The sequence below is a fragment of the Leucobacter sp. NPDC077196 genome (genome assembly GCF_040687075.1).
GTDB lineage: Bacteria > Actinomycetota > Actinomycetes > Actinomycetales > Microbacteriaceae > Leucobacter.
In genome coordinates this window covers 124325-141049 of sequence record NZ_JBFBML010000003.1, presented here as the reverse complement: position 1 = coordinate 141049, position 16725 = coordinate 124325, and the positions used below count along the sequence as shown (strand labels likewise).

Genomic DNA, 16725 nt, shown 5'->3' with positions numbered 1-16725 from the left:
AGCTCCAGAAACCGCGCAGCGCGTCGCGATGCCGCGCCCGACCGCCCTCGCGATCGCGGCAGCCGTCTGCGTCTGCGCGATGGCGCCGACGTGGTTCGTACTCCATTGGATCTGGGCGGGGATCGCCCTCGGCGTCATCGGGCTTGCGCTGGCCGCGCTCGCGGGTCGTGCGCGGCAGGGGCAAGCTGCACCACCCGCGCGCATGAACCTGCGCTTCGAGCCGCACCAGTCGCGCCGACCGCCGTCCCTGCTGCGCGACCTCTCGCTCATCGTCATGGGGCTCGCGGTCGTCCGTCTGATCCCGCTCGCAGCCCACCTCGACAACTGGTCGATGGTGAAGTTCACGCTCGCGCTCGGCGGGGCGGTCGCGGTGCCCTACGTCGTGTCACGCTTCGTCTACCGCGATCGTGCTACGAGTTTTCCCTGGCGCGGAGCCGGATCCGCGCGAGGCGAGCGCTGGGGCAAGTATCACTGGGCCTGGCTGGTGGCCGTGATCGTGCTCGCCTGGTTGATTCTGCCCTGGTACTTCATCTCCTCCGGCGTGTACGCGAACTGGCCGGTCGTCGACACCCCTGACCTGGTAGCGCGCCTGTTCGTCGGCGTGGGCGCCGTCGGGATCTGGGACGAGCTGTTCTTCATCTGCACAGTGTTCGCCGTGCTGCTGCGGCACTTCCCGGTGTGGCTGGCGAATCTGCTGCAGATGGTCGTCTTCGTGTCGTTCCTCTGGGAGCTCGGGTACCGCTCGTGGGGGCCGCTGCTCACGATTCCGTTCGCACTGATCCAGGGCATCATCTACCTGCGGACCCGTTCGCTGTCATACGTGGTGACCGTGCACCTGCTCTTCGACGCGGTCGTGTTCGCCGTGCTCGTGCACGCGCACCAGCCGGCCGTCTTCGATTGGTTCCCCACGGCTCCGTAGTCGCCCGAGGGCCGGGCCCCGGTTACTCGGCCAGCAGTGACGCGATCCTGCGCACCGCGAACTCGTACCCCTGCACCCCGCAGCCCACGATGACGCATGCGGCGATGTCGGAGAGGTAGGAGTGCTGACGGAAGGCCTCGCGGGCGTGCACGTTGGAGATGTGCACCTCGGCGGTGGGCAGCGCGACGCCCGAGATCGCGTCGCGGATCGCGATCGAGGTGTGCGTGAAGGCGCCGGGGTTGATCACGATCGCCGCGCAGTCCTCGCGCGCCGCGTGAATCGCGTCGATGATCTCGCCCTCGTGGTTGCTCTGCACCGCGCGCACCTCCAGCGAGAAGTCCCGCGCCGCCCGCGTGACCAGCGATTCGACGTCGGCGAGCGTCGCCGACCCGTAGATCTCCGGCTCGCGCGTTCCGAGCAGGTTGAGGTTCGGTCCGTTCACCAGCAGGATTCGTCCGGTCATGTTGCGCTCCTTCGCTCGGCCACGGGTCGATGCAGTCGGTTCCATGCTAGCGGCGGGCTGATCCTGCTCCGCTCCCGGCCAACCTGCTCCGCTCCCGGCTCTCCCGCTTCGCGACGGCGCCATCCCGCTTTGCCCCCGGCCGCAGCCGCGACTACCGTTATGGGGTGACCGAGCAGCAGCCACTTCCGCCCAAGAGCTTCGACCCGACGACGTTCCGGGAGAAGCCCGTGTCGTTCGTGCGTCGGAGCGGCCGCATGACCCCGTCGCAGGAGCGCGCGTGGGCCGACCACCATCAGAAGTACGTGCTCGACATCGCGCACGGCCCGGCGGCCACGAGCGTCGCCGATGGGGAGACCGGCGACCCGGAGCAGATCTTCGGGCGGACGGCGCCGCTCATCGTGGAGGTGGGGTCCGGGCAGGGGCATGCGATCCTGCACGCATCGCAGACCCGGCCGGACACGAACTTCCTCGCGATCGAGGTGTTCCGCGCAGGGCTGGCCCGCACCATCATCCGGGCAGAGGTGGCGGGCGTCGAGAACCTGCGCCTCGCAGAGGTGAACGCGCCGGAACTGCTCGAGAAGTACCTGCCAGCAGGCTCGGTCGACGAGATCTGGGTGTTCTTCCCAGACCCGTGGAAGAAGGTGCGACACCACAAACGGCGTCTGGTGAATGATGACTTCGCGCGCGTGGCCCGTCGCGCGCTGCGGCCCGGCGGCGTGCTGCGGCTCGCGACGGACTGGGAGAACTACGCCGAGCACATGCGACAGGTGCTCGATGCCGCCGAGGGCTTCGAGCGCGACTTCTCGGGGGAGTGGGCCGATCGCTTCGACGGGCGCATCCTCACCGCGTTCGAGGAGAAGGGCATCGACAAGGATCGCCGGATCCGCGACCTGACGTATCGTCGCGCAGGGCGGTAGCCTGGGCGGCATGAATAACGGCAGACTCACCGGCTGGGCCCGTTCCCAGGGGCTGTCAGCCCCGATCGTGTGCGCCCCGATGGGTGGCGTCGCGGGCGGACGACTCGCCGCCGCCGTGTCGCGAGCAGGCGGGCTCGGGATGATCGGCATGGGCAGTGCGGGTTCCGTCACCGCACTCGAACGGGAGCTCGGGGCTCTCGGAGACGGAATCGGCGCCGATGGAGCGCCGTTCGGCATCGGGCTGGTCGCCTGGGGCATCGCGCGGGATCCCGAGCTGTTCGAGCGCGCGCTCGCCGCAGGGCCAGCGCTCGTCTCCGTGAGCTTCGGCGAATGGGGCGACGCGCACGCCGACACGTCGTGGGTCGAACGGGTGCACGCCTCCGGTGCCATCGCCGTGACGCAGACGGCGACGGTCGACGAGGCGATGGGCGCCGCGGCCGCCGGCGTGGATGCGATCGTCGCCCGCGGCCGGGAGGGCGGCGGTCACGGCGATCATCAGCACCCGCGGGATGCGCTGCTCGCGGAGATCATCGCCGCCGTCGACGCTCCGGTGCTCGCAGCAGGGGCGATCAGCACGTCGAGCGACGTGGCCAGGATGCTCGATGCCGGCGCCGCGGGAGTGTGGGTCGGCACCGCATTCGCCGCGTGCGAGGAGGCGCTGACCCCGCCACCGGCTCGTGACGCGCTGCTCCGGGGAGCCGCCGCCGACACGCTGGTCACCCGGGTCTACGATGTGGCGCTCGAGCGGCCCTGGCCGGAGCGCTTTCCGGAGCGGCTGCTGCGCACGCCCTTCATCGATCAGTGGCATGGGCGCGAGGACGAACTCGCGAGCGACGCCGAGGCGCGCTCCGCGTTCGCGGCCGCCGCAGCGGCGGGCGATTACTCGATCGTTCCCGTCGATGCCGGCGAAGGGGTCGGGCATCTCACGCGCGTGCGACCAGCGGCGGAAGTCATCGCGAGCCTGCGCTGAGCGGTGTGGAACGCGGCCGTCCTCGTCAGTGCCTCGTGAGGAACCCGCGCAGCAGCGCGGAGGAGCCTTCGACGTGCTCGAGCATCGCCTCCGCCGCCGACTGCGGTCGCCCGGCGAGAATCGCCGACACGATCGCTTCGTGCTGATCGTTCGAGTGCACGATGTTGGGCTGCAGCATCGGAATCGCTTCGAGCAGCGCATTGACGCGCGTGCGCAGGTTGGCGACGAGCGGTACGAGGCTCGTGGAGCCGGAGAGTTCGGCGATCAGCAGATGGAGGCGGGAGTCGAGCCGCCGGTGATCGGCCGCATTCGAGCCCGAGCACTCCTCGAGTGTGTGGGCAAGCGCGGCCCGTTCCTCTGCCGAAAGATCGCGACCGGCGGCCTCCCGCGCGGCGCCCACCTCGAGTACCCGGCGCAGCGTGGTGACGTCTTCCACTTCTGCGGCGCCCGGCATCGTGGCTGAGCCGCCGAGCGCCGAGCCCTGGGGTATTCGCTCGACGACGAAGGTGCCGCCGTACCGGCCGCGACGGGAGACGACGTATCCCGCCTCCGCCAACGTCGCCAGGGCCTCGCGCACGGTGTCGCGGCTCACCTTGAGCATGGTTGCGAGATCCCGCTCTGCCGGAAGCCGCTCGCCGGGGCCGATCATGCCGAGGCGAATCGACTGGAGCAGTCGCTGCATCGTCTCCTCGTACGCGTTGGTGGGCCTTGCCGCTCTGATGAGCAGTTCGATGCCTTCCGTCGACTCCGCCATGCCGCGTCCCCTAGAGCGGGGTGGTGTAGGCGCTGGTAAGCCCGCCATCGACCAAAAACGTCGATGCCGTGATGAACGAGGCGTCGTCGCTCGCCAGGAAGGCGACGGATGCGGCGAGCTCCTCCGGCTGAGCGAAGCGGCCGACGGGCACGTGCACGAGGCGCCGGGCGGCGCGCTCCGGATCCTTCGCGAAGAGCTCCTGCAGCAGCGGCGTGTTCACGGGCCCCGGGCAGAGCGCGTTCACTCGGATGCCCTGGCGGGCGAACTGCACGCCGAGCTCGCGCGTCATCGCGAGCACGCCGCCCTTCGAGGCGGTGTACGAGATCTGAGAGGTGGCCGAACCCATGATCGCGACGAACGAGGCGGTGTTGATGATCGATCCGGATCCCTGAGCCGTCATGTGTCGCAGCGCCGCCCGCGAGCAGAGGTAGACGCTCTTCAGGTTCACATCCTGCACCTTCTCCCACGCCGGCAGTTCGGTGATCTCGATCGAGTCGTCGTCGTCGGGCGAAATGCCGGCGTTGTTGAACGCGATGTCCACCGAACCGTACTCGCGGGCCGCGGTGTCGAACAGGTGATTGACCTGAGCCTCGTCGGTCACGTTCACCTTGACGAACAGCCCATCGACTGCCGCTGCTGCCGCCTCGCCACTCGTCTCATCCATGTCGCCGATGACGATTCGTGCTCCCTCGGCGCGCATGCGCCGCGCGGTGGCGAGACCGATGCCGCTGCCGCCGCCGGTGATGACGGCGACCTTGCCGGCCAGGCGCTGCGTGAGGTCGATGGGGGTGATGTCGCTCATGGCGGTTCCTTCCTGAGGAATGCGGGGTACAGAGGGGAGATGCAGGGGATGGCGGGCGCCGCGATCACTCGCTCGCGAAGAACACGTTCTTCGTCTCGGTGAAGTGCTCAGCGGCGTCCGGTCCGAGCTCGCGCCCGAGACCCGACTGCTTGAAGCCGCCGAAGGGGGTGGAGTACCGCACGGACGAGTGCGAGTTCACCGAGAGGTTGCCGCCCTCGACGCCGCGGGCGACACGGATGCCCCGGCCGAGATCCGAGGTCCAGATTGAACCGCTCAGGCCGAAATCGGAATCGTTCGCGAGGTGCAGCGCGTCGGCCTCGTCGTCGAACGGAAGTACCGACACCACCGGGCCGAACACCTCTTCGGTGGCGATGCGCGAGTTTCGCTCGGGAGTGACCACCGTGGGAGCGAACCACGCACCCGGCCCGTCGGGGCAGGATCCCCGGAAGGCGACCGGCACATCGTCGGTGAGGAAGCCGGCGACGCTCTCGCGGTGCGCCTGCGTGACGAGGGGACCGACCTCCGTCGATTCGAGCGTCGGATCGCCGACCTGCACGCCCCGCACCGCCTGCTCGAAGTGCTCCATGAAGCGGTCGTATACGCTGCGCTGCACGAGCAGTCGGCTGCGGGCGCAGCAATCCTGACCGGCGTTGTCGAACACGGAGTAGGGGGCGGTCGCCGCGGCGCGCTCGATGTCGGCGTCGGCGAAGACGATGTTGGCGCTCTTGCCGCCGAGTTCGAGGGTCACCCGCTTCACCTGATCGGCGCACCCCGCCATGATGCGCTTGCCGACCTCGGTCGACCCCGTGAAGACGACCTTGCGCACCGACGGATTCGTCACGAAACGTTCGCCGACGACCGAACCGCGCCCGGCCAGCACCTGGAAGAGGCCCTCGGGCAGCCCCGCTTCGAGCGCGAGCTCGCCGAGCCGCAGGCTCGTGAGCGGAGTCCACTCGGCCGGCTTCAGCACCACCGCGTTGCCGGCGGCGAGCGCGGGGGCGAAGCCCCACGAGGCGATGGTCATCGGGAAGTTCCAGGGCGTGATGACGCCCACCACGCCGAGCGGCTCGTGAAACGTGACGTTCATTCCTCCCGCTACCGGAATCTGCTGCCCGATGAGCCGCTCGGGCGCTCCCGAGTAGTACTCGAGCACGTCGCGCACGTGCCCGGCCTCCCACCGCGACTGGGTGATGGGGTGTCCGGAATTGGTGGTCTCGAGCTGAGCGAGGTGCTCGACGTCGGCGTCGACTGCGTCGGCGAAGCGGCGCAGTACGCGGGCGCGGTCGGCCGGGGCAACGGTCGCCCAGTCTCGTTGCGCGCGGGCCGCGGCCGCGATCGCGGTGTCGGTCGCCTCGACGTCGAGATGAGCGACTTCGGTGACGGCTTCTCCGGTTGCTGGATTGATGACGGTGTAGCTCACGGCTGCTCCTTCGGTGCGTGCTCGGTCGGCGGAATGGGGGAGAGCGCACCGCCGTCGCGCGACGCACGATACTGCGCCGCAGCGGCGACGAGCCCGGCGAAGAGTCGGCGATCCTCGCGGTTCTCTTCGGGATGCCACTGCACCGCGACTCCGAACGGCAGGGCGTCGATCTCGATCGATTCGATGATTCCGTCGTCGGTGCGGCTCGTAGCGGTCAGGCCATCGGCGAGCGCGTCGATGGCCTGGTGGTGATACAGATGAGCGCGGGCGGTGCGGTCGTCGCTGAGCAGCTCGCCGATACGCGATTCCGCATCGACCTCGACGTCGATCTCGGTGAAGACGCCCTGGCCCGCCTGGTACCGATCATCGCCCACCAGGTCGGGCAGGTGCTGGATCAGGGTGCCCCCGAGCTCGACGTTGATGACCTGCGCTCCCCGGCAGATGCCGAGCAGGGGGAGCCCGGCGTCGATCGCGGCTTCGAGCAATGCTGCCTCGAAGGCGTCGCGATCGGTGCGCGGAGCTCCGGTGCGCTCGTGGGGGTCCGCCCGGTAACGTGCGGGATCGACGTCGGCCCCGCCCGAGAGGATGAGCCCGTCGAGCCGAGAGACGATGCCCCGAGCGACACCAGGCGCGACCGGTTGCGGGGGCAGCACGAGTGCGACGCCGCCCACGTCGGTGACGGCATCGAGATACACCTGCGGGAGAAAGGAGGCCGGGACATCCCAGACCCCCGTTTGAGCCTGCTCGAGGTAGCTCGTGATGCCGATGAGCGGCGGAGCCGGCGTGTCAGAGTCGTTCGAAGCCACGGACCCGCTCCCAATCCGTGACGGCGGCGTTGTACGCCCGCACTTCCACGCGGGCCGCGTGGGTGTAGTGCTCGACCACATCGTCGCCGAAGATCTCGCGCGCGAGCGCCGACTGCTCGAAGAGGTCGGCCGCCTCGTGCAGGGTCGTGGGGACCCGGTCGACGTCGCTGGTGTAGGCATTGCCTCGCAGCGGTTCACCGAGCTCGAGCTTCTGCTCGATGCCGGCGAGGCCTGATCCCAGCATGCCCGCGACCGCCAGGTACTGATTCACGTCGCCGCCCGGCACGCGGTTCTCGACGCGCATGCCCTGACCGCGCCCCACCACCCGCAGTGCGCAGGTGCGGTTGTCGTGGCCCCACGCGACAGCGGTGGGTGCGAAGCTGCCGTCGACGTACCGCTTGTACGAGTTGATGTTGGGCGCGTAGAGCAGCGTGAATTCGCGCATCGCCGCGAGTTGCCCCGCTATGAAGTGACGGAACGTCTGCGACATGCCATCGGGAGCGTCGTCGTCGGCGAAGACGGGGTCGCCCGCCGTGGTGCGCAGGCTCGCGTGCACGTGGCAGCTGTTGCCCTCGCGTTCGTTGAACTTCGCCATGAACGTGATGCTCTTGCCGTGCTTCTCGGCGATCTCCTTCGATCCGCTCTTGTAGATCGAGTGGTTGTCGCACGTCGGCAGTGCGTGCGTGTAGCGAAAGGCGATCTCCTGCTGCCCGAGGTTGCACTCGCCCTTGACGCCCTCGCAGTACATGCCAGCGGCGTCCATCGAGTTGCGGATGTCGCGCAGCAGCGGCTCGATGCGGGTGGAGCCCTGCAGTGCGTAGTCCGTGTTGTAGTCGCTCGCCGGTGTGAGGTCGCGGTATCCGTTGCGCCAGGCGCTGCGGTAGTCGTCGTCGAAGACGAGAAACTCGAGCTCGGTGCCGATGAAGGGCACGAGGTCGTGTGCGGCGAGGCGGTCGATCTGGTGCTTCAAGATCTGGCGCGGAGACACGGAGATGGGGGAGTGGTCGCTGGCGAGTGTGAGATCGGCCATGACGAGGGCCGTGCCCGGCAGCCACGGCATGCGTCTCAGCGTGTCGAGGTCGGGGATCATCGCCATGTCGCCGTAGCCGCTCTCCCAGCTGGTGAGGGCGTAGCCGTCGACCGTATTGAGCTCGACGTCGACCGCGAGCAGATAGTTGCAGCACTCGGCGCCGTGCGCCATCACGTCTTCGAGGAAGAGCCTGGCCGAGACCCGTTTCCCTACCAGGCGGCCCTGCATGTCGGTGAATGCGACGATGACGGTGTCGATCTCGCCTGCGGCGACCGCTCCACGGAGTTCTTCGGGGGTGAGGTTGCCGCTGGCGGGAATCATGTGCTCTCCTGGTGCTCGTCGTCGAGATGAGATTGCGTGCTCCACCGATGGATGCCCCGCACGTCATCAGCGGGGAAAGGTCGGTTTCAAGACCATTACATCACGAAGCCGAGGTGAGAACGCAAGTCGCCCGCGCGACCAATTTGATAAAGGTTGTTGCGAACGACCAATAGCTCGCTATAGTCGGCAGTGGCAGACCGCTCAGCCGACTCACAGCGTCGGGACATGCACCGCAGCATCTCGTATCCATCACACCGTAGTGAAAGAGGTCGACATGGCCAAGGACACCCTGAAAGTCTCAGGTGCCACGTACACCACCGCCGAGTCGGGGTACTTCGAGAAACGCAAGCTCAAGCGCGCAGCCGGCGTCTGGGGTCTGTGGGGTCTCGCCGTCGGTGCGGTGATCTCGGGGAACTTCTCTGGCTGGAACTTCGGTATCGAGGCCGCGGGCTTCGGCGGCATGCTCATCGCCTTCGCCATTCTCGTGATGATGTACTACGGCCTCATCTTCTCCATCGGCGAGATGGCGGCCGCGATGCCGCACACCGGTGGCGCCTATTCGTTCGGGCGCGCGGCGATGGGCCCGTGGGGCGGGTTCGTCACCGGTCTGGCCGAGACGATCGAGTACGTCGCCACGACCGCGGTGATCGTCTACTTCTCCGCGGGGTACGCGAACGGCGTCACCGAGGGGCTCATGGGCTTCAGCCTGCCGACCTGGCTCTGGTGGATCATCCTCTACGCAGCGTTTGTCGGTCTGAACACCGCGGGTGCGGCGATCTCCCTGAAGTTCGCGATCATCGTCTCGTTCATCTCGATCGGCGTGCTGGTGCTCTTCGCGGTGATGGCGCTCGCCAGCGGTGCGATGGACTGGGGAAGCCTCTTCAACATCGAGCCCGACCCCGGGCAGAGCGTGTTCTTGCCGCACGGCGTGCTGCCGATCCTCTTCGCCATGCCGTTCGCCATGTGGCTCTTCCTCGGCATCGAAGAACTGCCGCTCGCAGCCGAGGAGTCGCATAATCCTGTGCGCGACATTCCCCGTGCAGGGCTGTGGGCTCGCGGCACGCTGATCGTCACCGGTCTGCTGGTGCTCGTGCTCAACACGGGCGTCCTGGGCTCCGAGACGACCGGCGTTGCGGGCGAACCGCTGCTCGACGGCTTCCGCGCGATCCTCGGCGATGATCTCGCCTGGGTCGCAGGCCTCCTCGCGCTCTTCGCGCTCTTCGGCCTCCTCGCCTCGCTGCAGGGCATCATGTTCGCCTACGGGCGCAACATGTACTCCCTGTCGCGCGCGGGGTACTACCCGCGGTTCCTGTCGCTCACCGGCAAGCGCCAGACCCCGTGGGTGGCACTGATCGCCGGCGCGCTGATCGGTCTGGCCGCGCTGATCATCGTCGAGCTCACGGGTGGAGACAGCGGCGTTGGCGGCGCGATCGTGCTGAACATCGCCGTCTGGGGAGCGGTGCTCGCGTACTTCATGCAGATGCTCTCGTTCGTCATTCTGCGACGCAAGTACCCGAACGTGAAGCGCCCGTACCTGAGCCCCTGGGGCGTACCCGGTGCCATTATCGCGGCCGTCATCTCGGCGCTCATCTTCGTCGGCTTCCTGCTCAACGAGACGTTCCGCCCGGCGATCGTCGCCATCGTGGTCGTGTACGTTCTCGGCTTGATCATCTTCGGCGTCTATACGCGCCACCGGCTCGTGCTCTCACCAGAGGAGGAGTACGCGGTCTCGGGCGGCCTCCACGGCGACCCGCAGAGCGAGGGCTACGGCGGCACGGTCGAGGAGCAGCTGCTGGCGATGGACGGTCGAGACGAGGATCGCTGATGCGCCGCTCGGGGCGGGCGCTCACCCGCCCCGAGCCGCTCCGGCGGCGACCGCGATTCGGCGCTGGAACATCTGCGCCGCGATCCCGCCCCGATGCTAGAGTGAGCACACATTGTGAATACCGGCCATCAAGTTGTGGCGGGAGAGTTCAGGGCAGAACGATTCGACCCTGGCGCCGTAGGAGCAATCCCTCCCCGGGAATCTCTCAGGCCCCCGTACCGCCACAGCACGGCAACTCTGGAAAGCAGCTGACGCGTGCGTCGGCTCACCGACGGTGCAAGGGACCCGCTCGCGCGGCGACCGAATCTCTCAGGTCACATACAGAGCGGGGAGGATCCCAGTACATCCGCGCGTTCGCGCGCGACAGCCCTCGGAGATCCTCGTGACAGCCCTTTCCGCACCCCGCACCTTCCCCGATCGACACATCGGGGTCACCGACCCGGCGCATGTCGCGACGATGCTCGCCGAGCTCGGCTACGAGTCGCTCGACGCACTCGTCGACGATGCGGTGCCGGCATCGATTCGCAAGTCCGAACCCCTCGACCTGCCCCGGGGCCGCAGCGAAGAAGAGATTCTCGCCGACCTCCGGGCGCTCGCCGCGAAGAACGTCGTCAAGACCCAGATGATCGGCCAGGGGTTCTCAGGCACCCACACCCCGCCCGTGATCCGGCGCAACGTGCTCGAGAGCCCCGCCTGGTACACCGCCTACACGCCGTACCAGCCCGAGATCTCGCAGGGGCGCCTCGAAGCCCTCCTGAACTTCCAGACGATGGTCTCCGATCTCACCGCTCTCGAGATCGCGAACGCCTCCATGCTCGACGAGTCGTCGGCTGCGGCCGAGGCCGTGCTGCTGATGCGGCGCGCCAATCGCGCGCCTGCCGCCGCACGCGCCGTGATCGACGCGAATCTCTTCCCGCAGACCATCGCGGTGATTCGCGGCCGCGCTGAAGCGCTCGACTTCGAGATCGAAGTCGCCGATCTGTCGCAGGGGCTGCCCGAGGGCGACATCTTCGGCATCGTGCTGCAGCAGCCGGGCGACGACGGTGCCGTCGTCGATCATGCCGCTGTGATCGCAGCGGCGAAGGAACGCGGCGCGATGGTCACGGTGATCGCCGACCTGCTCGCGCTCACACTCATCGTTCCACCCGGGGAGCAGGGAGCCGACGTTGCCGTGGGCAACACGCAGCGTTTCGGCGTACCGCTCTTCTACGGCGGGCCGCACGCAGCGTATCTCGCGGTGCGCTCAGGGCTCGAGCGGTCGCTGCCGGGGCGGCTCGTGGGCGTGTCGAAGGACGCGGCCGGCCGCACCGCGTATCGTCTCGCTTTGCAGACCCGCGAGCAGCACATCCGCCGTGAGAAGGCCACGAGCAACATTTGCACCGCTCAGGCGCTCCTCGCGATCACCGCCTCGATGTACGCCGTCTATCACGGTGCAGACGGGTTGACCGCGATCGCCGCCCGTGCGCATGCGCATGCTCGCCGGATCGCCTCCTCGCTCGCAGCAGCCGGGATTCCGCTCGCTGCGGAGTCCTTCTTCGATACGGTGCGGGCGAGTGTGCCGGGGCGAGCCGACGAAGTCATCGCGAAGGCGGCGGAGAGCGGCGTCAATCTGCGTCGCGTCGATGCAGATACGGTGAGCGTCTCCACCGATGAGACGACCACTCCCGAGCATGTCGCGGCCGTGGTGCGCGCGTTCGGGGCCGAGATCGTCGATGTCGACGGCCCTGCTGCCGGTGCCGGCACCTCCGATGCCGATTCGGCGGGCTTCAGCTTCGACGCTGCGCTCACCCGCACGAGCGACTTCCTGACGCACCCGATCTTCACCACCATCAACTCCGAGACCCAGATGCTGCGCTACCTGCGCCGGCTCGCAGACCGTGACCTCGCGCTCGACCGCACCATGATCCCGCTCGGTTCGTGCACCATGAAGCTCAACTCCACCGCCGAGATGGAGGCGATCTCCTGGCCCGAGTTCGCCGGAATCCACCCGTACGCGCCCGAAGATCAGACGCGCGGCTGGCGCGAGCTCATCGCCGACCTCGAAGGGCGACTCGTCGAGATCACCGGCTACGCGGGCATATCGTTGCAGCCGAACTCGGGCGCACAGGGCGAGTACGCGGGTCTCCTCGCAATCCGCGGATACCATCGCTCGCGCGGCGACGACCAGCGCACGGTGTGCCTCATCCCCGCTTCGGCGCACGGCACGAACGCTGCCTCAGCGGTGCTTGCCGGGATGCGCGTCGTCGTCGTGCAGAACACCGAGACGGGGCACATCGACCTCGCCGACCTCTCGGCGATGATCGAGGCGCACCGCGACGAACTCGCCGCCATCATGATCACGTACCCCTCCACCTACGGCGTGTACGACGACGACGTGCGCGAGGTCTGCGACCAGGTGCACGAGGCGGGCGGCCAGGTCTACATCGACGGCGCCAACATGAACGCGCTCGTCGGCCTGGCCCAGCCGGGGCGATTCGGGGGCGACGTGTCTCACCTGAATCTGCATAAGACCTTCGCGATTCCGCACGGCGGCGGCGGGCCCGGCGTCGGGCCCATCGGGGTGGCCGAGCACTTGCTGCCGTTCGTACCGAACGACCCTACGGGCACGTACTCGGTGAGCGGCGGTGTTCCCGTGGTCGCAACGCTCTTCGGCTCGGCCGGCGTGCTCCCCATCTCCTACGCCTACATCTCGATGATGGGCGCTGAGGGGCTCACCCTCGCGACGAAGACGGCGCTGCTCAGCGCCAACTACATCGCTGCGAGGCTCACCGAGCATTTCCCGGTGCTCTTCACCGGGGCGACCGGGCTCGTGGCGCACGAGTGCATCCTGGACCTGCGCGCGCTCACCGCTGAGTCTAGAGTGACGGCGGAGGACGTCGCGAAGCGACTGATCGACTTCGGGTTCCACGCCCCGACGCTGGCGTTCCCCGTCCCCGGCACACTCATGGTGGAACCGACCGAGTCCGAGGACCTCGCCGAGATCGACCGATTCATCGAGGCGATGGTGACGATCCGTGCGGAGATCGACGCGGTCATCGCAGGCAGGATCGCGGTCGCCGAATCGCCGCTCCGTCTGGCGCCGCACACCGCGGAAGCGCTGATCTCCGGTGAATGGGACCGCGCCTACGGCCGGGAGCAGGGCGCCTACCCGGTCGAGGCGCTCCGCGTCGACAAGTACTTCCCGCCGGTCGGGCGCATCGACGGCGCCTACGGCGATCGGAACCTGATCTGCGCGTGCCCCGCGCCCGAAGCCTTCGAGAACTGAGGATGATGACCATGAGCTCCCCGAAGCAGACCGCCCTGCACGCCGAGCACGCCGAGCTCGGCGCGACATTCACCGATTTCGGCGGTTGGGACATGCCGCTCAAGTACGGCTCCGAACTCGCCGAGCACCGCGCCGTGCGCAGCGCCGCCGGGCTCTTCGACCTCTCTCACATGGGGGAGATCCGCGTCGCCGGGCCAGACGCCGCCGCGTTCTTGAACACCGCGCTCGTCGGCAACCTCGGCGCGGTCAAGGTCGGGCGAGCGAAGTACTCGCTGATTTGCGATGCTGACGGCGGGATCATTGACGATCTCATCAGCTACCGACTTGCAGAAGACGTGTATCTCGTGGTGCCGAACGCAGGCAACGCCGGCGCCGTTGCGGCGGCCTTCGCCGAACGGGCCGACGGCTTCGACGTCGAGATCGAGGATCAGTCGGACGATATGAGCCTGATCGCGGTGCAGGGGCCGAACGCCGCGGCGATCCTGCACGCGCTCGTGCCCGAAGATCAGCGTGAGCTGGTGACCGACATGAAGTACTATGCGGCCGAGCAGGCGGTCGTCGCAGATCACCCAGTGCTGCTGGCCCGCACCGGGTACACGGGGGAAGACGGGTTCGAGCTCTACCTTCCCAACGCTGAAGCGGCGGATCTCTGGAACGCACTGCTCACGGCAGGGGAGCCGCAGGGTCTGATCCCCGCAGGTCTCGCCTCGCGCGACTCGCTGCGCCTCGAAGCGGGCATGCCGCTCTACGGCAATGAGCTCAGCCGCGAGGTAACGCCCTTCGAAGCCGGTCTCGGCCCGGTCGTCTCGTTCGTCAAGCCCGAGGCGTTCGTCGGGCGCTCCGCGCTCGAGACGCGCCGGGAGCAGACCCCCGAGATGCAACTCGTCGGTCTGCGCGGCGACGGCCGCCGAGCGGCGCGCTCCGGGTACGCGGTGTTCGCTGGTGACGACGTGGTCGGGCGCGTGACCAGCGGCCAGCCGAGCCCCACGCTCGGATACCCCGTCGCCCTCGCCTACGTCGCACCGGAGCACACCGCGGTTGGCACGCGCCTGCAGGTCGATCTGCGCGGCAAAGCCGAGCCGTTCACGGTCGTGGACCTGCCGTTCTACCGCCGCGAGCGGTAGTGCCCAGCGCGTGTTCCACGGCCACCTTTCGACGTCGTACTCCGCATCTTCCCAACACACCGAACTCCCAACAGTGAGGACATCAGCATCATGAGCAACGTCAAGACCGGACTCCGGTACTCCGCAGAGCACGAGTGGGTCACGAGCGACAGCCCGGCCGTTGTCGGCATTTCCGAGGTCGCGGCCGACGCGCTCGGCGAGATTGTGTACGTCGAACTGCCCGAGGTCGGCGCCTCGATCACCGTGGGCGCTGTCGTCGGCGAGGTCGAATCGACGAAGTCGGTCTCCGAGATCTTCTCCCCGGTGGCCGGTGAGGTCGTCGAGGTCAATGAGGCCGTCGTCGCCGACCCCGCGCAGCTGAACGCTGATCCCTACGGTGCGGCGTGGCTGTTCAAGGTCGCCGTCACGGAGGAAGGGCCGCTGCTCGACGCCGAGCAGTACGCCGCCGACAACGACGCAGAGGTCACGGGCGCTTAGGCGCTGCGCGGAGGCGTCTCGTGACCGTCAGCGTCTTCGACCTCTTCACGGTGGGCATCGGGCCGTCGAGCTCGCACACCGTGGGGCCGATGCGCGCGGCGAAGGAGTTCGTTGCTCGCCTTGCAGGATGCGGCGACGGTGACACCGGCAGCCTCGGTCGTCTCGGCCCTGGCGATCTCGGCCGCGTCGCGACGCTGCGCGTCGACCTGTACGGCTCACTGGCCGCCACGGGCCACGGCCACGGCACGTTCACGGCTGTGCTCCTCGGGCTCGAGGGATTCGATCCCGAAACAGTGCTTCCCGAGCACGTCGACGCGGCGCTCGAACGACTCGAGCGCACGGGCGAACTGCGGATGGGCGAGCAGTTGGGCGCAGCCCCCCCGATCCTGCGCTTCACCGTAGCCGACATCGTGCTGCACCCGCTCACCCTGCTGCCCAGGCACACGAACGGCATGCGGTTCGCAGTGACCGACGAAACGGGCGAGATTGCGGCTGACGAGACGTACTTCTCCGTCGGCGGCGGATTTGTCGTGCGCGAGGGCGCCGAGGAATCGCTGCACGACCGCCGAGAGCATCGAGCGGCGCAGCAGCCATACCCGTTCACCACCGCGGAAGAGTTGCTCGCGCACGCCGACCGCGCGGGCCTCACCATCGCCGAGGTGATGCTCGCGAATGAGCGGGTGCAGCGATCCGAGTCCGAGATCTTCTCGAGCCTCGAGAACATCTGGGAGGTGATGGAGGCCTGCAAGAACTCGGCGCTCGAACGCACCGGGGTGCTCCCGGGCGGCTTGAACGTGCGACGCCGCGCGCCCGAATGGCATCGGCGGCTCTCGGAACGCGACCCGCATCGCGACCCGGTCTACTGGCAGGAGTGGATCAACCTCGTCGCGCTCGCCGTCAACGAGGAGAACGCCACGGGAGGGCGTGTGGTCACCGCGCCAACCAACGGCGCGGCGGGGATCATTCCGGCAGTGCTCTTCTACGCGACGCACTACGCGCCAGATGTCGAGACATGGTCGCGCGCGAGGCGCCAGCGCGCGGTCGCCGACTTCCTGCTCGCCGCCGGGGCGGTGGGTGTGCTGTACAAGGAACAGGCGTCGATCTCGGGCGCTGAGGTGGGGTGCCAGGGAGAGGTCGGTTCAGCCTCGTCGATGGCCGCAGCGGGGCTCGCCCAGGTGCTCGGCGCAACGCCCGAGCAGGTGGAGAATGCCGCAGAGATTGCGATGGAGCACAACCTCGGCCTCACGTGCGACCCGATCGGCGGGCTGGTGCAGATTCCGTGCATCGAACGCAACGCGATCGCGGCGTCGAAGGCTGTGAACGCGGCGAAGATGGCGCTGATGGGCGACGGCGACCACCACGTCAGCCTCGACCAGGTCATCGCGACGATGCGCGAGACCGGTCGAGATATGAGTGACAAGTACAAGGAAACCTCGAGGGGCGGGCTCGCGGTCAACGTCATCGAGTGCTGAGGCTGGCGCCTCGCGCAGTCGGGTGCGCATCCGGCCTCGTTGGGCGCTCGCCGGGACCCATCGGTTTCCATCGGGTCCCATCGGTTTCCATCGGGTCCCATCGGTTTCCATCGGGTCCCATCGGCGCATGAATGTCGGTGGCTCCTGATTGACTGAGATC

Annotated in this window: 14 protein-coding genes and 1 riboswitch; of the genes, 8 read left to right on the top strand and 6 right to left on the bottom strand. The window is 68.1% G+C overall.

The window, feature by feature from the left end:
- Nucleotides 1-28 precede the first annotated feature (28 nt).
- Complete coding sequence (locus AB0O71_RS05525; protein WP_363743121.1) at nt 29-919, top strand: CPBP family intramembrane glutamic endopeptidase; 891 nt, start codon at nt 29-31, stop codon at nt 917-919.
- 22 nt (nt 920-941) lie between these two features.
- On the opposite strand, the gene aroQ is transcribed toward AB0O71_RS05525, so the two are convergent.
- A complete protein-coding gene (gene aroQ / locus AB0O71_RS05520; protein WP_090150624.1) occupies nt 942-1382 on the bottom strand; it encodes a type II 3-dehydroquinate dehydratase in 441 nt (146 codons plus the stop codon).
- Between the two features lie 164 nt (nt 1383-1546).
- Here aroQ and trmB point away from each other — a divergent pair, with 164 nt between their 5' ends.
- Nucleotides 1547-2299: a tRNA (guanosine(46)-N7)-methyltransferase TrmB gene (trmB, locus tag AB0O71_RS05515; protein WP_363743010.1), complete on the top strand. Its 753-nt coding sequence runs from the start codon at nt 1547-1549 to the stop codon at nt 2297-2299.
- A 10-nt stretch (nt 2300-2309) separates the two neighbouring features.
- Nucleotides 2310-3269, top strand: a complete 960-nt coding sequence (locus AB0O71_RS05510; RefSeq protein WP_363743008.1) for a nitronate monooxygenase — start codon at nt 2310-2312, stop codon at nt 3267-3269.
- 25 nt (nt 3270-3294) lie between these two features.
- On the opposite strand, the gene AB0O71_RS05505 is transcribed toward AB0O71_RS05510, so the two are convergent.
- From AB0O71_RS05505 to AB0O71_RS05485, 5 genes are all read right to left on the bottom strand, one after another.
- On the bottom strand, nt 3295-4023 hold the full coding sequence (locus tag AB0O71_RS05505) for an FCD domain-containing protein (protein WP_363743006.1): 729 nt from the start codon (nt 4021-4023) through the stop codon (nt 3295-3297).
- 10 nt (nt 4024-4033) lie between these two features.
- The gene (locus AB0O71_RS05500) at nt 4034-4825 is read right to left on the bottom strand and encodes a 3-oxoacyl-ACP reductase (protein ID WP_363743004.1); all 792 of its coding nucleotides are present in this window, start codon (nt 4823-4825) and stop codon (nt 4034-4036) included.
- A gap of 64 nt (nt 4826-4889) precedes the next feature.
- Nucleotides 4890-6245, bottom strand: coding sequence for an aldehyde dehydrogenase family protein (locus AB0O71_RS05495; RefSeq protein ID WP_363743002.1), 1356 nt, complete (start codon nt 6243-6245; stop codon nt 4890-4892).
- On the bottom strand, nt 6242-7051 hold the full coding sequence (locus AB0O71_RS05490) for a gamma-glutamyl-gamma-aminobutyrate hydrolase family protein (RefSeq protein ID WP_363743000.1): 810 nt from the start codon (nt 7049-7051) through the stop codon (nt 6242-6244). The genes AB0O71_RS05495 and AB0O71_RS05490 overlap by 4 nt, the downstream gene beginning before the upstream one ends.
- Nucleotides 7032-8402: a glutamine synthetase family protein gene (locus AB0O71_RS05485; protein ID WP_363742998.1), complete on the bottom strand. Its 1371-nt coding sequence runs from the start codon at nt 8400-8402 to the stop codon at nt 7032-7034. Before AB0O71_RS05485 ends, AB0O71_RS05490 begins: the two co-directional genes overlap by 20 nt.
- Nucleotides 8403-8676: 274 nt before the next feature.
- Here AB0O71_RS05485 and AB0O71_RS05480 point away from each other — a divergent pair, with 274 nt between their 5' ends.
- The 5 genes from AB0O71_RS05480 to AB0O71_RS05460 all read left to right on the top strand — a co-directional run bounded on the left by AB0O71_RS05480 (nt 8677) and on the right by AB0O71_RS05460 (nt 16565).
- The gene (locus tag AB0O71_RS05480) at nt 8677-10227 is read left to right on the top strand and encodes an amino acid permease (RefSeq protein WP_363742996.1); all 1551 of its coding nucleotides are present in this window, start codon (nt 8677-8679) and stop codon (nt 10225-10227) included.
- 129 nt (nt 10228-10356) lie between these two features.
- Nucleotides 10357-10458: riboswitch (glycine riboswitch) on the top strand.
- 151 nt (nt 10459-10609) lie between these two features.
- Nucleotides 10610-13492 (top strand): aminomethyl-transferring glycine dehydrogenase, encoded by a 2883-nt coding sequence (gene gcvP, locus AB0O71_RS05475; protein ID WP_363742994.1) that lies wholly within the window; start codon nt 10610-10612, stop codon nt 13490-13492.
- A gap of 11 nt (nt 13493-13503) precedes the next feature.
- Nucleotides 13504-14616, top strand: coding sequence for a glycine cleavage system aminomethyltransferase GcvT (gcvT, locus tag AB0O71_RS05470; protein WP_363742992.1), 1113 nt, complete (start codon nt 13504-13506; stop codon nt 14614-14616).
- A gap of 90 nt (nt 14617-14706) precedes the next feature.
- Nucleotides 14707-15093 carry a glycine cleavage system protein GcvH gene (gcvH, locus tag AB0O71_RS05465; RefSeq protein ID WP_363742990.1) on the top strand — a complete coding sequence of 129 codons (387 nt, stop codon included), beginning with the start codon at nt 14707-14709 and terminating at the stop codon, nt 15091-15093.
- Nucleotides 15094-15113: 20 nt separating this feature from the next.
- The gene (locus AB0O71_RS05460) at nt 15114-16565 is read left to right on the top strand and encodes an L-serine ammonia-lyase (protein ID WP_363742987.1); all 1452 of its coding nucleotides are present in this window, start codon (nt 15114-15116) and stop codon (nt 16563-16565) included.
- Nucleotides 16566-16725 lie beyond the last annotated feature (160 nt).

Excerpts from the sequence above, each read along its gene's own strand:
- AB0O71_RS05525 (WP_363743121.1), top strand. The coding sequence starts at position 29 with ATGCCGCGCCCGACCGCCCTCGCGATCGCGGCAGCCGTCTGCGTCTGC.
- aroQ (WP_090150624.1), bottom strand. The coding sequence starts at position 1,382 with ATGACCGGACGAATCCTGCTGGTGAACGGACCGAACCTCAACCTGCTC.
- AB0O71_RS05510 (WP_363743008.1), top strand. The coding sequence starts at position 2,310 with ATGAATAACGGCAGACTCACCGGCTGGGCCCGTTCCCAGGGGCTGTCA.
- AB0O71_RS05505 (WP_363743006.1), bottom strand. The coding sequence starts at position 4,023 with ATGGCGGAGTCGACGGAAGGCATCGAACTGCTCATCAGAGCGGCAAGG.
- AB0O71_RS05500 (WP_363743004.1), bottom strand. The coding sequence starts at position 4,825 with ATGAGCGACATCACCCCCATCGACCTCACGCAGCGCCTGGCCGGCAAG.
- AB0O71_RS05485 (WP_363742998.1), bottom strand. The coding sequence starts at position 8,402 with ATGATTCCCGCCAGCGGCAACCTCACCCCCGAAGAACTCCGTGGAGCG.
- AB0O71_RS05480 (WP_363742996.1), top strand. The coding sequence starts at position 8,677 with ATGGCCAAGGACACCCTGAAAGTCTCAGGTGCCACGTACACCACCGCC.
- gcvT (WP_363742992.1), top strand. The coding sequence starts at position 13,504 with ATGAGCTCCCCGAAGCAGACCGCCCTGCACGCCGAGCACGCCGAGCTC.
- gcvH (WP_363742990.1), top strand. The coding sequence starts at position 14,707 with ATGAGCAACGTCAAGACCGGACTCCGGTACTCCGCAGAGCACGAGTGG.